The organism is Clostridiales bacterium, assembly GCA_017569285.1.
Classification (GTDB): domain Bacteria; phylum Bacillota; class Clostridia; order Christensenellales; family Aristaeellaceae; genus Aristaeella.
Genome location: CP069419.1, coordinates 2,711,667 through 2,726,386, shown reverse-complemented (window position 1 = coordinate 2,726,386; position 14,720 = coordinate 2,711,667). Strand labels below are relative to the sequence as shown.

12 protein-coding genes and 7 tRNA genes are annotated in these 14,720 nt (G+C 61.2%); 2 read left to right on the top strand and 17 right to left on the bottom strand.

The genetic code is table 11. The annotated features are described in order from the left end of the window. Positions 1–65 precede the first annotated feature (65 nt). The 17 genes from JNO48_12025 to nagA all read right to left on the bottom strand — a co-directional run bounded on the left by JNO48_12025 (position 66) and on the right by nagA (position 12,414). Positions 66–152 (bottom strand) — tRNA-Leu (locus JNO48_12025). A gap of 6 nt (positions 153–158) precedes the next feature. Beyond that, positions 159–243 (bottom strand) — tRNA-Tyr (locus tag JNO48_12020). Between the two features lie 26 nt (positions 244–269). Beyond that, positions 270–345, bottom strand: a tRNA-Thr gene (locus tag JNO48_12015). Between the two features lie 43 nt (positions 346–388). Beyond that, positions 389–465: transfer RNA gene (locus JNO48_12010), tRNA-Asp, on the bottom strand. Positions 466–477: 12 nt separating this feature from the next. Next, positions 478–551 (bottom strand) — tRNA-Ile (locus tag JNO48_12005). A gap of 20 nt (positions 552–571) precedes the next feature. Further along, a tRNA-Glu gene (locus tag JNO48_12000) sits at positions 572–644 on the bottom strand. A 21-nt stretch (positions 645–665) separates the two neighbouring features. After that, positions 666–739, bottom strand: a tRNA-Pro gene (locus tag JNO48_11995). A gap of 178 nt (positions 740–917) precedes the next feature. Then, the gene (locus JNO48_11990; GenBank protein ID QTE67902.1) at positions 918–1,802 is read right to left on the bottom strand and encodes a DUF368 domain-containing protein; all 885 of its coding nucleotides are present in this window, start codon (positions 1,800–1,802) and stop codon (positions 918–920) included. A 16-nt stretch (positions 1,803–1,818) separates the two neighbouring features. Continuing rightward, a complete protein-coding gene (locus JNO48_11985; protein ID QTE67901.1) occupies positions 1,819–2,298 on the bottom strand; it encodes a small multi-drug export protein in 480 nt (159 codons plus the stop codon). Positions 2,299–2,359: 61 nt separating this feature from the next. After that, a complete protein-coding gene (locus JNO48_11980; GenBank protein ID QTE67900.1) occupies positions 2,360–2,602 on the bottom strand; it encodes a hypothetical protein in 243 nt (80 codons plus the stop codon). A 246-nt stretch (positions 2,603–2,848) separates the two neighbouring features. Further along, on the bottom strand, positions 2,849–3,388 hold the full coding sequence (gene raiA, locus JNO48_11975) for a ribosome-associated translation inhibitor RaiA (protein QTE67899.1): 540 nt from the start codon (positions 3,386–3,388) through the stop codon (positions 2,849–2,851). Between the two features lie 215 nt (positions 3,389–3,603). Next, positions 3,604–4,353 (bottom strand): response regulator, encoded by a 750-nt coding sequence (locus JNO48_11970; protein ID QTE67898.1) that lies wholly within the window; start codon positions 4,351–4,353, stop codon positions 3,604–3,606. Positions 4,354–4,362: 9 nt separating this feature from the next. Next, entirely contained in the window at positions 4,363–5,568 is a 1,206-nt protein-coding gene (locus tag JNO48_11965) for a carbohydrate ABC transporter substrate-binding protein (GenBank protein QTE67897.1), read from the bottom strand. Next, complete coding sequence (locus tag JNO48_11960) at positions 5,565–7,313, bottom strand: sensor histidine kinase (protein ID QTE67896.1); 1,749 nt, start codon at positions 7,311–7,313, stop codon at positions 5,565–5,567. The genes JNO48_11965 and JNO48_11960 overlap by 4 nt, the downstream gene beginning before the upstream one ends. Before the next feature lie 30 nt (positions 7,314–7,343). Then, positions 7,344–8,765 carry a phosphoglucomutase/phosphomannomutase family protein gene (locus JNO48_11955; protein QTE67895.1) on the bottom strand — a complete coding sequence of 474 codons (1,422 nt, stop codon included), beginning with the start codon at positions 8,763–8,765 and terminating at the stop codon, positions 7,344–7,346. Beyond that, entirely contained in the window at positions 8,762–11,167 is a 2,406-nt protein-coding gene (locus JNO48_11950) for a N,N'-diacetylchitobiose phosphorylase (protein QTE67894.1), read from the bottom strand. Before JNO48_11950 ends, JNO48_11955 begins: the two co-directional genes overlap by 4 nt. A 116-nt stretch (positions 11,168–11,283) precedes the next feature. After that, positions 11,284–12,414, bottom strand: a complete 1,131-nt coding sequence (gene nagA / locus JNO48_11945; GenBank protein QTE67893.1) for an N-acetylglucosamine-6-phosphate deacetylase — start codon at positions 12,412–12,414, stop codon at positions 11,284–11,286. Positions 12,415–12,667: 253 nt separating this feature from the next. On the opposite strand from nagA, the gene JNO48_11940 reads away from it, so the two are divergent. Next, complete coding sequence (locus tag JNO48_11940; GenBank protein QTE69762.1) at positions 12,668–13,603, top strand: sugar ABC transporter permease; 936 nt, start codon at positions 12,668–12,670, stop codon at positions 13,601–13,603. A gap of 29 nt (positions 13,604–13,632) precedes the next feature. After that, entirely contained in the window at positions 13,633–14,562 is a 930-nt protein-coding gene (locus tag JNO48_11935; protein QTE67892.1) for a carbohydrate ABC transporter permease, read from the top strand. Positions 14,563–14,720: the final 158 nt, after the last annotated feature.

Here is a 14,720-nt window from a genome sequence, read left to right as displayed (position 1 = left end):
TGGGGTGGGGTTGGGGTGGAAGGCCGCCAAAAAGAAGCAGAACCCTTGAAAAATCAAGGGTTCTGTGGTGCGGGAAACAGGACTTGAACCTGCAAGTACGTACGTACACATGAACCTGAATCATGCGCGTCTGCCAATTCCGCCATTCCCGCAGAAGATGGTGGGCAGGGGTGGATTCGAACCACCGAAGCTGATAGCGGCAGATTTACAGTCTGCTCCCTTTGGCCACTCGGGAACCTACCCATATGTTTCCCTCTTGACCCAAAGGGTGGAGCTGGCGATGGGACTCGAACCCGCAACCTGCTGATTACAAATCAGCTGCTCTGCCAATTGAGCTACGCCAGCACGAAGCTCTTCCCGACATTGTCCAGCGGATTCACCCGAAAAGTGGCGACCCGGAAGGGGCTCGAACCCTCGACCTCCAGCGTGACAGGCTGGCGCTCTAACCAACTGAGCTACCGGGCCATTGAAAGGCTGTGGGCCTTCAGGGACTTGAACCCCGGACCAACCGGTTATGAGCCGGCCGCTCTGACCAACTGAGCTAAAGGCCCATATCGGAAAGGAAGAAAAGTGACTCCGCCGGGATTCGAACCCGGGTAGCCGCCGTGAAAGGGCGGTGTCTTAGGCCTCTTGACCACGGAGCCACGTACAGGGTTTTTGACGAGTCGGGGTGAAGGGATTCGAACCCCCGGCCCCATGCTCCCAAAGCACGTGCGCTACCAGACTGCGCTACACCCCGGTGCATCCTTCCCGCGGTTGTTCCCGCAGGCGACTTTGATAATATACACAATAATTCAGGGTTTGTCAATCACTTTTTTTTCGATTCAGGAAGAAAAAATCACCGTGCGGAATCCGTCTGTATTCCCCACCGATCCTTCCCCCGGAAAGGCTCCCTGAACCGCTGTGTACCGGCCGGTTTACGCCTGCTTTTCCAGCTCCTGTTTCCTGTCCAGCGTGGACATAAACCAGGCGATTGCGAAACCGACCACCAGGCAGACGATGCTGGCAATCCAGTTGCCGGTATTCGCCAGTTCGAAGCATTCCCGGTTCTGCATGAGCAATGCCACCGGGGACCCGATCACCAGGCCGAAGATCGCGCTGAAGGTCAGCGCGCCAAACTTCTTCAGCAGGAAGTTCATCAGCTTCGCGATGAACACGATGCCCACCAGCAGGCCGATCACATAGGGCAGCAGGATTGCCAGGCTGGACCAGTCTCCGCCCCGCAGGTCATTCATGGCATTGATCACGGAATTGTAGTATCCCAGCAGCATCATGATCATGGAGCCCGATACGCCGGGAATGACCATGGTGGAAGAGGCGATCGCGCCCAGCGGGATCATCAGGAGGATGGTGCCGATGGAATGATCCACCGTCCGGGCTTCCGGGGGATTCAGCAGGGGCAGGACCACCACCAGCGCCAGGAAAACCAGGAACAGGAGAATGCCGGGGATTCCGGCGCTCTTCATATTCACCCGCTTGTAGATGGCGGGAAGGCCGCCGAGGATCAGGCCGATGAACGCAAAATTGGTGGGAAGGCGGGTGATCGGGATCTCCTCGCTCTTCGTGCCCAGCAGGGTGCCGATCAGCGCGGCAAAAGCGAACAGGCCCACCAGCACGCCAATGATAATCGGCAGGAGGTCCTTAAAGTTCTTTTTGAACTGCTTGAAAAGGTTATTCACCGCATAGATCACACGGTCATAGATGCCCATGGATACCGCCATGGTCCCGCCGGATACGCCGGGGATGATATTGGAAACACCGATCACTGCACCGCGCAGGATATCCAGAAACCACTGCAGCATTGAATTAACCTTCCCTTCAGGCGAACAGTTGTACGCCGTTGATCACAATCAGGCTGCCCACGCCCATGATGATGGCCGCCAGCAGGACGCCCAGCAGGACCGCGGTGATGCTGGACTTGAAATCCATATCCAGGATGCTCGCCGCCAGGGTGCCCGTCCAGGCGCCGGTGCCGGGCAGCGGAATGCCGACGAACAGCAGCAGCGCGATAAAAAGCCCCTTCGTTCCGGCTTTCTCCTGCAGCTTCTTGCCCGCCTTGTGACCCTTCTCCAGGCAGAAGGTAAAGAAGCGGCCGATGTATTTCTTGTCCGCGCCCCATTCCAGCACCTTGCGGGCGAAGAAGAAGATAATCGGCACCGGCAGCATGTTCGCCACCATGCACACGATGTACGCCGGCAGGGTGGGAATTCCGTTGGCCAGCGCATAGGGCAGGGCGCCCCGGAGCTCGATCAGGGGAACCATGGAAATCAGGAATGAGATCACATAATGTTTCAGCATATATTCCTCCGAAATCATCCGCGCGGGTTTTCCGTCCGTGCGGATCCGGCCTTGCCCGGGCTTACCGCCCATCCGGCCTGTCGTCAAACCATTCTTCGTCGTCTTCCTTCTCAAAGGAAGCCGCCAGGCTTTCCGGGGAAAACCGCGGATCGAACGCCAGGTTCTTCAGCTGGTCCCGGCTCACGACCGTATCGGTTCCGAGGCAGTCATTGCACCGGTACCCGCAGTCCGGGCATACACAGCCCAGGTGGTCGCTTTCCGCCTGGATCATATACGTTCCGCATTCCTTGCAGCTGCAGCGCATTCCCGCACCTCCCCGAAGTCCATAACAGGAAAATTATACCATCCCGCTTCATTTAGGGCAAGACATGAAAAATGGGGCCGCACCTGCGGCCCCGGGGATGGGGGTACTTTGTCCGTCCGGATTTCAGGATTTCGGTTCAGCTGTCCGGTTACACAAAAGGTGTTTTCTCTGCTGGCTGAATCATTTCATTGGCCCAGGTCGTTTGACAGCTTTTCCTGATCATTCATTCCGAACGTTGATGTCTTATTACGCTTCCGGCTCCAGCAGACCCAGGTTCCCGTCCTTCCGGAGGTACAGGACGTTCGTCCGGTCCGTGTCAATATTGATAAAGGCGAAGAAGCTGTGTCCCAGCAGTTCCATTTCGATCGCGGCGTCCTCGACGCTCATCGGGCGCACCGGGAAGGTCTTCCGTCTGACCACCTTCCGCTCTTCTTCTTCCGCCAGATCTTCCTCAATGTATTCGGGCACCTCGGCAAAGGCTTCGTCCCTCAGGTTCTTGCCCAGCTTCGTCCGGTGCTTGCGGATCTGCCGTTCCATCTTGGCCAGGGCGTTGTCAATCGCCAGGAACAGGTTGTCGTCCGCGGAGGACTCGCTGCGCAGGATCACGTTCTTTCCCATCGGAACCGTTATTTCCACGATGCGGCGGTCGTTCTTTTCCTTCCGCATCTTGATCTGCATTTCCGTTTCCGGCCAGAGGTAACGGCCCATCGTTTCGGTCTTCTTCTCGATCCTCTTGGTGATCGCCGGGGTTACCGACATGTTGCGCGCTGTAATCGTCAGTCTCATATTGCCAACGGGCTCCTTTCAATATTGATGGGTAGCCAAACTATTACGGTGCCCGCGCTGTCATCTCAGACTGCCGGCCCGTAATCCTGTGTGTGCCATGGGCACCACATCCTTCCGTTGTCTTTCTGTTTATATATTTCGATAGATTTGCGGCAATTCCTTCCGGATTTTGTTCTTTTTGAAAAAAAATTTGACCATTTGCCACATCCGGCCGGTCAGTCCCGCTGGTTGCGGTATTCCCCGGGCGTACAGCCCGCAATCCGCTTGAAGCTGCGGGAAAAATGGGCCACGTCGGAGAAGCCCGTGGCCTCCGCGATTTCATGGACCCGCATCTGGGAACTCCCCAGCAGTTCCTTGGCCCGGGCAATCCGCAGCGAGCCCAGCAGGTCGAAAAAGCTCTGCCCCGTTTCCCGGTTCAGCAGCTTGGACAAATGCCACTGGCTGACGTACACATGGTCCGCCACCTCATTCAGGGACAGGTGCTGCTCCGCGCAGTGCTCCTTCATATAGGCCAGTGCCGCCCGCACCAGGTGGTTCCCGGCCGCCTGGACAGTTTCCTCCTCCGGTCCCTCTTCCTTCCGGACCGGCAGGGCGTCCAGCCGGGACGCCATCAGGCGGATGGTTTCCTTCAGCTCCTCCAGGTCGCTGGGCTTCAGCAGGTACCGGCAGACGCCCAGGGTGATGGCCTGCCGGGCATACTCGAAGTCCCGGTACGCGGTCAGCACCGTGGTCTGGATATCCGGATATTCGCTGTGCAGCGCCGCGAGCATGGTCAGTCCGTCCATGTTCGGCATCCGGATATCGGTAATCACCATATCCGGCCGCAGGCTGCGGATCAGGTCCAGCCCGGTTTTCCCGTCATAGGCGGTGCCGCATACCTCGCACCCGAGCTCCTTCCACGGCACCACGCTGGAAAGGCCCCGGATAATCAGGCGTTCGTCATCCACCAGAACTACGCGGTACATTCCTTCACCTTACTTTCCGAAGGGAGCCAGCGCCATCACTTTCTCCCAGCACTGCTCCGCCGTCATGCTGCCGTCCGCCACCGCCGGAATGCATTCCAGCAGCCAGACCTCCCGGGCGTTCTTGCTCATGGAGTCCTGCAGCGGGCTGAGCATCGTCCTTCCCTCCTGCATCTCCTCCGCGGACGCCTGCAGGTGGCCGGTCAGGGTCGTATCCCCCAGCCGGGCGACATTTTCCGGCGCCGTCAGCACGGAAAGCAGCTGCACCGCGGCATCCCGCCGCGTGGAATTCCATGCCCGGCGGGTCAGGTAAAATCCCATGGAAACGCCGCCGATATAGCAGTCGGATACGCCGTCCCCGTTCCGGCGGGGCATGGGAAGCACTTCCATCGTATCCATCCAGGCCGGCGAGATGGACGTCGCAAACCAGCTGCCGTCCAGCCGCATGGCGGCCTTCTTGGTCAGGAACACGTCCGTGGCTGCGCTGTCATAGGTCGCCCAGGCGTTGTCCGCGAAGGCGCCTGCCTCCGCCAGCTCCCGGATCACCCGCATGGCCTCCACCCAGGATGCCGGCACTTCCTCCAGGGTCTTCGGCCGGGCCTGCTGGTCCTCCTGTTCCGCGCACGCGAGGATGGCGAGCTCCGCCACGTAGTGCGGGATATCCGACAGGGAGATGGCGATCGGGATGATCTCATTCTCCCGGAAAATCCGGATGGCTTCCAGCAGGGAATCCCAGTCCCGGGGCAGCGGCGCGCCGTACTGCTCAAAAAGGTCCGTATGCACATACAGCCCTTCCCAGTAGCCGCGCACCGGAACCGCGTAGACCGAGCCGTCCTCTTCCCGCAGGGCTTCCGTTTCCGGCAGGCGGATCTCCGGGTATTCCCGGTTAATCTCCTCCAGCGGGACCACCCGGGAAAGGATCGGCCGGGAGTCCGCCCCGGCGGCGAAGAAGAAGAGCACGTCCGGCTCATTGCCCACCGCGAATTCGTTCAGCACGGAGGTTTTCCATGCCTCATCGCTGGCGGACGAGGAGTCCAGGACCGTATTGCCGGTTTCCGCCTCATAGCGGCGGAGGATATCCACGTAAATCTCATCGGAGGCATCCGGGCCGGCAAAGCAGCTGATCGTGTGCAGGGTAATCCCCTGGGCCGCGGCGCCCGCCGCGGAAAGCAGCAGCACCGCCGTAAGCAGCGCGGCCAGGCATTTCTTCAGGTTCATTCCCTTCCCTCCCTTACGGTCACGTCCTGCGGAATATCCAGGTAAACGCCCGTTTCCCCGGGCGTGTCCGTATCCACGCGGATCTGCACCTGCTCCCCGTAGATCAGGTGGAGCCGGTTCACGATATTGGCCAGGCCCAGGTGGTGCTCCTCTGCCCTTCCCTGCAGCGCGGCCTCGATCCGCGCCCGGTCGGCCGGGTCCGCGGTCTTTCCGGTATTGATGATGCCCAGGTGCAGGCATTCCCCGCCCCGGGTGCACTTGATGTTGATCTCGCCGCCGCCCGCCGGGGCGATCCCGTGCTCCACGGCGTTCTCCAGCAGGGGCTGCACCGTCAGCAGCGGAAGGATGCCGTCATACGCCGGCTCGTCAATCTCCTGCCGGATGGTCAGCTCCGGCCCGAAGCGCTGCTGGACGAAATAGATATACGCATCGGCAACCTCCATCTCTTCCCGCAGCGTCACCAGGCGCCGTTCCTTCCGGCCCATGGTGGCGTTCATCAGGATGGAAAGGGATCCGACCATCGAGGAGATCGTCTCCGATCCCTCCATGCGGGCCTCCCAGTTGATCGCCTCCAGCGCGTTGTTCATGAAATGCGGGTTGATCCGGCTCTGGAGGGCCAGGATCTGTGCGTTCTTCAGTTCAATTTCTTCCTTGTAGGTCTTGTCAATCTGCTCCTTCAGCCGCAGGGACATGTGGGAGAAGGTTTCACCCAGCCGGCCCAGCTCATCGCTGCCGTGCATGGGAACCGTCACGCCCAGCTCCCCCTCCTCGATCCGCCGGCTCGCGTCCGACAGGATCTTGATCGGCTTCGTAATCCGCCGGTGCAGGTAGACCGCGATCAGGATCAGGAAGGGAATCAGCGCCAGGAACATGCCGATCGTCAGCCGCCGGAAGGCATACATGTCGCTGAACTGCTGCCGCCGGTCCACCGAGAGCATCAGGTCCGCGATGTTTTCCTCCCCGCCGGACAGCTGCGTGTACAGCAGCCTCCCTGCCTTCGCGTCATCCGTCAGCCCGTCCCGGAGGGTATTCCAGTCCGTGACCGGCTCCCCGCGCGCGTAGTCATCCAGGCGCACGGACACCTCCGCCTGCCAGGATTCCTGCAGGCCGTTCAGGGGCTCGAACATCCGGTCCGGATTCACCCCCAGGATCAGCATTCCGTAGCGTTCCATCTTCAGGTCCAGCAGGTTCCGGATCAGGAACATCCGGTTCCCGAAGCTGATAAACCGGCTGCGGGTATCCAGCGTTTCCCCGGCCCGCGCCACCTCCGCCAGGAGGTTGTTCAGGTATTCCTGGGTATGGCTCTCGCTGCTGCGGATATAGCTCAGCAGGTCCGGCCGGCCCGCCGGGAAGAACCCGGCAAAATTGAACAGGGGCTCCCGGCTGTATTTCCGCTCGAGGTACCGGCGGCACATCTGGAGGAACTCCGTATGGGCGGCGCTGCCGTCCTGCCATCTCTGCCAGGCGGAGGTCAGTTCCCCATCATAGGTGGCGCCCCGGGCCAGCTCCACCGCCCGGGTCACGTTCTGCTGGATCATGGTAAAGGCATGCTCGGCGCTGGAGGAAACCGCCGAACGCGTTTTCTCCTCCAGCCCGCGCAGCAGGATGGTGCCGGTGAATGTTCCCAGCAGCAGTGCCGGAATCAGGTAGCTGAGCACCACGATGGCGCCCACCTGGTTCCGCAGGGAATTCAGCCGCCGGAACCATCCGCCGGATGCTTTCTTCCCTTCCTTTGCCTTTGCCATGGTATCCTTCGTTCCTTCCCGGTTTGTTTCTTATTCCGTCCAGGGCAGTCCGGTATGGCGCGCCATGATCTCCACCAGGTTCCGCGCCGCCTTTTCCGTTTCCGCCTCCGCGAAAATCCGGACCCTCGGTTCCGTTCCGGAGAAGCGGACGATCACCCATCCGCCGTCCAGGTAAACCTTGCATCCGTCCATATAGCTGATTTTTTCAACCTTCCGGCCCAGGTCCGGAACCCGTTTCTCCTCCATGATCATCCGGAAGATGCGGTCCTTCAGCTCCTGCGTCAGCGGCCAGTCATACTCCGCCGTATGCAGCTCCCCGAAGCGGGCGAACAGGTCGTTCACCAGCTCGCTCAGCTTCTTCCCGGTCACGCTGATCATCTCCACCAGCAGGCTGGCCGCGTACAGGCCGTCCTTGCCGGAGATATGCCCGCGGACGGTCAGGCCGCCGGAGGATTCCCCGCCGATCAGGGCATCATGCTCGTCCATGCCGGCCGAGATGTACTTGAAGCCCACCGGCACCTCCGCGCACACCTGCCCGTAGGCTTCCGCGATCCGGTCCAGCAGGTGGGTGGTGGCGATGTTGCGGGCCACCGCCCCGCGCCATCCCTTATATTCTAACAGATAATAGTACATGAGCGCCAGTGTTTCGTTGGCGGTCACATACCGGCCGTTCTCGTCGATGATGCCGAGCCGGTCCGCGTCGCCGTCCGTGGCGATGCCCACGTCCGCCCGGTGTTCCTTCACCGCGTACTGCAGGTCCACCAGCGTCTCCGGGTTCGGGGCCGGCAGGTGGCGTCCGAAAAAGGCGTCATGCCGGTCGTTGATCACGTCCACGTCGCACCGGGCCGTGTACAGGATGGTCTGCAGCCCGGTCAGGCTCACGCCGAACATCGGGTCCAGCACGATGCGGAGCCGCCGTTTCCGGATGGCGTCCGTGTCCACCTGCCGCAGGATGGAATCCAGGTATTCGTCCCGCGGGTCCACAAGTTCAATCTTTCCTTCCGCCTTTGCCTGCTCAAAGGGAACGGACCGGATCCCGGCCTCGTCCAGGGCGTTGGCCTCCTCCTGAATCTCCCGCGTATAGTTTTCCGCCGCGTCCCGGCCGCCTTCGGTAAACAGCTTGATGCCGTTCCAGATGGCCGGGTTGTGGCTGGCCGTCACCATGGCGCCGTAGGGCAGGCCCATCCGCTTCACGGTGAACATCACCAGCGGTGTCGGGCAGGACATGTTGACGAAGCGCACCTTCACGCCTTCCCCCGCCAGCACCTCGCAGAACCAGATCAGCGCCTCGCGGCTCAGGAAGCGCCGGTCATACCCGGCGCAGATTCCCTGCCCCGCGCAGCCTTCGCGCACCATCCGCCGGGCGAGTGCCGCCGCGATCCGCCGGATATTGTCCCGGGTAAACCCGTCGCCGATCACGGCCCGCCAGCCGCCTGTACCGAACTGAATCATACGGCCGCGCCTCCCATCTCAATCTCCACCTGATGGGTGCCGCTTTCGAAGGCAGGAATATCCGCCACTTCCACGCCGTCCACCCGGATGGACCGCACGCCCTTTTCCACATGCCAGGGGTTCCGCACGGTGATGCGGTATTCCGCGCCCCGCCACCGGCGCACGGCCTCAAAGCCGTCCCAGTCCGCGGGAATGCACGGATCCACCGTCAGCGTGTCGAAGCCGGGGCGGATACCGAGCATATAGCGGGTCGCCGCGTAGTATGCCCAGCCGGAGGAGCCGGTCATGAAGGGATGCCGGGCCCGGCCGTGGGCCGTGTGGTCCCGTCCCATGATGAACTGGCAGTAACTGTAGGGCTCCGCCTGGCGGATTTCCATCTTGTCGTTCTGGTTTTCCGGCAGCAGCGCGTCGTAGAACTTCATGGCACGGCTTCCGCGGCCCAGCATGCATTCCGCCACCCAGGCCCAGGGATTCGGATGGCTGAAGATCGCCCCGTTTTCCTTCACGCCGGGATATACCCGGGTCACAAACCCGATGCTGTCGTCCAGCGTCACAAAGGACGGCGCGTTCAGCATCAGGCCCCAGGGCGTGTACAGCCACTCGTCCACCGCGTCCATGCAGGACAGGCCCTGCTCCTGCGTGGCCGTTCCGCTCACCACCGCCCAGGTATTGCTCTCCATGTGGACCTTGCCCTCTGCGGCCTCCCGGGAACCGATTTCCCGGCCGTCCGCCGTGAACCCGCGCAGGAACCACTCCCCGTTCCACAGCGTCTTCCGGCAGGTTTCCTCCATGCCCGCCTTCAGCTCCGTGTACCGTTTTTCGTCCTCCGTCCGGCCCAGCGCCTTTGCCGCATCGAGGAAGTGGTTCGTGGCCCACACCAGCAGGAACGCGACCATCGCGCTCTCGCCGCCGCCCAGGTTCAGGCAGTCGTTCCAGTCCGCCCGCAGGCCTTTGGTGATGCCGTGGGCGCCGATCTGGCTGTAGGAGAAGTCCAGCGCAGCCTTCATATGCTCCCATACGGTGCCCTCGCCTTCATCCGCGAAGGGGATTACCTCATCCAGAAAGGATGCGTCGCCGCTTTCCCGCACATTCTCCACAATGGCGGGAATCAGCCACAGCGCGTCGTCCGCGCAGGCGTCCTTGATCCCGTGCAACATGCTCTTCTTATCCGTTTCGGGAATCACCGTCGGGGATTTGAACCCGTCCTCCTCTCCCTGCTCCAGCACCGCGGGATCGAACAGGTGCAGGCCGTAGCCCATGCGCATCTGCCCGTGCAGCAGCTGGCGGATCCGCTTCATGCACATGTCCGGTTCGGCGTGCGGAATGCACATGGCGTCCTGCGCCGTATCCCGGTAGCCCAGCCCGGTCCGCCCGCCCACCTCGATAAAGGAGGAGAAGCGGGAAAACAGCACGTTGATCTCGCTCTGGTACAGGTTCCAGATGTTCAGGGACCGGTTCATGTTTTCATGGGGTGTGGAGACCTGCAGCTGTCCCAGTTTTTCGTCCCAGAACTGCTTCAGCTCCGCGAACGCCCTGTCAGTCCCGGCTTCGTCATACTTCTCCCTCGCCTGCCGGACCGCCTTTCCCCGGCCGGTTCCCAGGTAGAAGAGCACGCGCGCTTCCTCCCCGGGCGCAAGCTCCAGCTTCTTCTGCAGCGCGCCGCAGGGGTTGCCGCCCAGTTCCGTGGAGCCGGTCAGTTTTCCAGCTTCCACGCCCAGCGGATTCCGCTCCGTGCGGTACGGCCCGATAAAGGCTTCCCGGACACCGTCAAAGCTGTCCGGCTCAAAATTGCCCGCAAAAAACTGCCAGGCGTCCTGTTCATAGTGCAGCTCGCACAGCGCCGCGCCGTCCTCGTAGTGGGAGCCGGCGGCATACAGGCTCATCTGGAAGTTCTGGTTGTCCATATCGATTTCATGGAAAGAGAATTCCACATATCCGTAAACGCTGATCTTCCGGGGCCGGTCCGACAGGTTCCGGACCTTCACGTCAAAGATCTCCACGGGATCGTCGTCCCCGTCCTCCCGGGGAATAAACAGCACCTGCTCCCCGGCGATTTCCTGCGCCTCGCACCGGAAGCGGGAATAGCTCAGCCCGTGGCGGGCCTCATACTTCGCTTCGCCCTCCGGAAGCCCTGTCGGCTGCCAGCTCAGCGACCAGTACTTTCCGCTCTCGTCATCCCGCAGGTAGACGTAGTGCCCCGGCCAGTCCATCGGCACGCCGTTCGGCCGGAACCGCGTAATCCGGTGGTGCTGGGGGCTGTCCAGCCAGGAGTACCCGCCCGCATTGTGGGAGATCACGGTGCCCATCCGCTGGGTGCCCAGGTAGTTGGTCATGGACTGGGGGGTATCCAGGCGGTCAATCACGTATTCCCGCGCCTGATCGTCAAAAAAACCGTAGCGCATATTCACATCCCCGTTCTGTATATAAAATTCAGGTTTTCCTGATTTTATTATACCTTCCGCAAAATCCGGTTCAAGGAATGGGGTTGTGCTTTATTGTCTCTCTTTGGCGTCCTTGTTTATTCCGCGTCTCCGGTGATCACCCCGGCCATGTGCCAGTCCGGGCTCCAGCGGGTCAGCACCGCCGGCGCGCCCGCCGTGATCCGGCCGGTCCGCTTCTCCCCGATGGAATCCGCGGGGGTGCAGGTGCACATGGCGCACGCGTCCTCCGGGCGGATACCGAACCGGTGGATCAGATTCTCCAGCGCCTGCGGCATCGTCAGCACGGATCCGGCCAGCGTTCCGTCCGCCAGCCGGGCGGCCCCGTCCTTCACGAACACCTTCTGCCCGCCCAGGGCGTACTCCCCGTCCGGCAGGCCGGCAGCTTCCATCGCGTCGGTGATTGCCACCGCCCGCTCCGGTCCCTTGCACTTTGCCAGCAGGCGCACGGTGTCCCGGTGGAGGTGGATTCCGTCGCAGATCATTTCGCAGTACAGCCGGTCATCCGTCAGCGCCGCGCCGGGGACTCCCGGCGCCCGGTGCGTCAGCGGCGTCTGCGCGTTGAACGTATGGGTCACATGGTCCGCGCCCCATTCCGCCGCCCGGTGGGTCTCCTCCGCCGTGGCCGCCGTATGGCCGATGGACACATGGATCCCGGCCTCCGCTGCGCGGCGGATGAATGCCTCGCTGCCGTCCTTTTCCGGGGCCATGGTGATCAGCCTCACGATTCCGGGATCTCCCCCGGTCATTTCTTCCAGTCTTTCAAATGAAGGATTGAGGAAGAATTCCTTCCGCTGGGCGCCGGCCTTGCTCTCCTGCAGGAAAGGCGCCTCCATGTGCGCGCCGAGGACCAGGGCTCCGTCCTTCTCCGGCTTCTCCATCACCGCGCGGATGCCCGCGACGGCGTTCTTTGTGTCCTCCGGGCCCGCGCTCATGGTGGTCGGGCAGAATGCCGCGACACCCAGCTTCCGCAGTTCCCGGCTCATCGCCCGCACCGCGTCCTCGCCCTCCATGGTGTCCCTTCCGCCGAACGCGTGGATATGCACGTCCACAAATCCCGGCAGCAGGAAGTCCCCGCCCAGGTCAGTCTCACGTTCCCCGGCTTCCGCGCGCAGGTCCTTCCCGACCTCCGCGATCCTTCCGTCCCGCAGGCGGACCGAACCGTTTTCGAAATCATTTCCTATATAAAGCCGGGCATTCCGGATCAGCATATTCCCACACTCCTGTTCTGTTTTCTGATGTTAGGGTATCGCAGATTCCGGCGGTTTTCAATACCCAATTGTCCGGTTTTGCCAACACAACAACCGGAGGCAAGAATTCACAAACGGAGATAATGACACGGCTCCTGTCTTTTTTGTAGAATTCAGGTACCAGATAGGACAAAGCAAAACCAGGCACTACGGAGAGGAGGCAAATGGTTCCATGTCCACGCTGCAAACAAAAGCCCGCCAGGCCGATCTCCGCATGCGCCGCACCCCTTCCGCTTCCCGGAAGAAAACATTCTGGCTCACCACGATGATGCTGCCGGCCACCATCTGGCTGCTGCTGATCCGGTACCTTCCCATGTTCGGCATCATGATGTCCTTCCTGGACTACAAGCTGCCGACGCGGAAGATCCCGTTCCCGATGAACCTGCTGAAGAGTCCCTGGGTCGGGCTGAAAAACTTCCAGTTCCTTTTCACCAGCGAGAGCGTCACCATGATCCGCAACACCATCGGCTACAACGCCCTGTGGATCGTACTGGGCCTGCTGATCTCCGTCGCCTTCGCCATCATGATGAGCGAGCTGACGCGGAAATTCCTGGCCAAGACCTACCAGACCATGATGTTCTTCCCCTACTTCCTCAGCTGGGTCGTTGTTTCCTACTTCCTGTTCGCCTTCCTGGATCCGACCAACGGCATGATCGTCCGCGCGCAGCGGGCCGCCGGGGGCGACGTGGTCGACTGGTACAACTCACCGGGCTACTGGCCGTACATCCTCACCATCTGCTCCATCTGGAAGAACACCGGTTATTCCACCGTGCTCTACCTCAGCGCGATCACGGGCATCGACCGCACGCAGTATGAGGCGGCCTCCGTGGACGGTGCCACCAAGTGGCAGCAGGTGATCCATGTCACCCTGCCCCACCTGAAGCCCATGATCATCATCCTGCTGATCATGAACGTCGGCAAGATCTTCAACGCAGACTTCGGCCTCTTCTGGTCCGTCCCAATGAACTCCGCGCCGCTGTTCCCGGTCACCCAGGTGGTCGATACCTACGTATACCGCGCCTACACTTCCACCGGCAACGTCGGCATGAGTACCGCGGCCGGCTTCCTGCAGAACCTGGTCGGCTTCGTATGCATCATGGCCGCCAACGGGATTGTCCGGAAACTGGATTCGGATAGCAGCTTGTTTTAAACACTGTAATAAAGGAAGGAGGAAACGTCATGACGACCGCAGTGAAGAAAAAAGCCGGCGCCTTCCGCCTGAACATGATCAGCCGGAAAACCGAAAGCGTTTTTCACCTGATCCTGGGCGTTTTTGCCCTGGCCTGTATCATCCCGTTCATCTTCGTCATCATCATTTCCTTCTCCTCGGAGGACAGCATCCGGCAGATCGGTTATTCCTTCACTCCCGCCGCCCTGTCCCTGGATGCCTACAAACAGGTGTTCAACCTGGGTGACGCGCTCTGGCGCAGCTATTTCAACAGCTTCTTTATCACGATCGTCGGTACGGTGCTCAGCGTCAGCATGTGCGTCCTGTACGCCTACCCCCTGTTCCGGAAGGACTACAAGCTCCGCGGGTTCTTCAGCTTCCTCAGCTTCTTCACGATGATCTTCGGCGGCGGCCTGATCCCCACCTACATCATCTGCCGCAACCTGCTGGGCATGGGCAACAACTACGCGGCCCTGATCGTCCCGATGCTGGTGAGCCCGTTCAATATCATCATCATGCGCACCTTCTTCCAGACGTCGGTTCCCTTCGACCTGATCGAAGCGTCCACAATCGACGGAAGCGGCGAATACACCACCCTGGTGCGCATCATCCTGCCGATCGTCAAACCCGGCATCGCCACCGTGGCCCTGCTGACCGCCCTGGCCTACTGGAACGAATGGTTCCTGTGCCTGCTGTATGTCACCAAGCGCGACCTGTATCCCCTGCAGTACCTGCTGATGGAGATGCAGCGCAACGCCGAGTTCCTGGCCCGCAACTCCTCGATGATCGGCGCCTCCGGCGCGTCCGCCATCGCGGCGCTCCCGAGCCAGACCATGCGGATGGCCGTCGTCGTGTTCATCGTCCTGCCCATCGCCTGCGCCTACCCCTTCTTCCAGCGCTATGTGGTGGCCGGACTGACGATAGGATCGGTCAAGGGATGAAGAACCGATGACCGCCTGTGGCGGATATTTCATCGGTTCTGAATTCAACCGAAACAAGCAATCTCCGCAGTGCGGAGTTGCGCCGATTGAGGTTGCGATTAATCCCCGGTAAGAACAGCGGTGGTCCTGCCGCTGCTTGCAAATACAAAATCTTATTT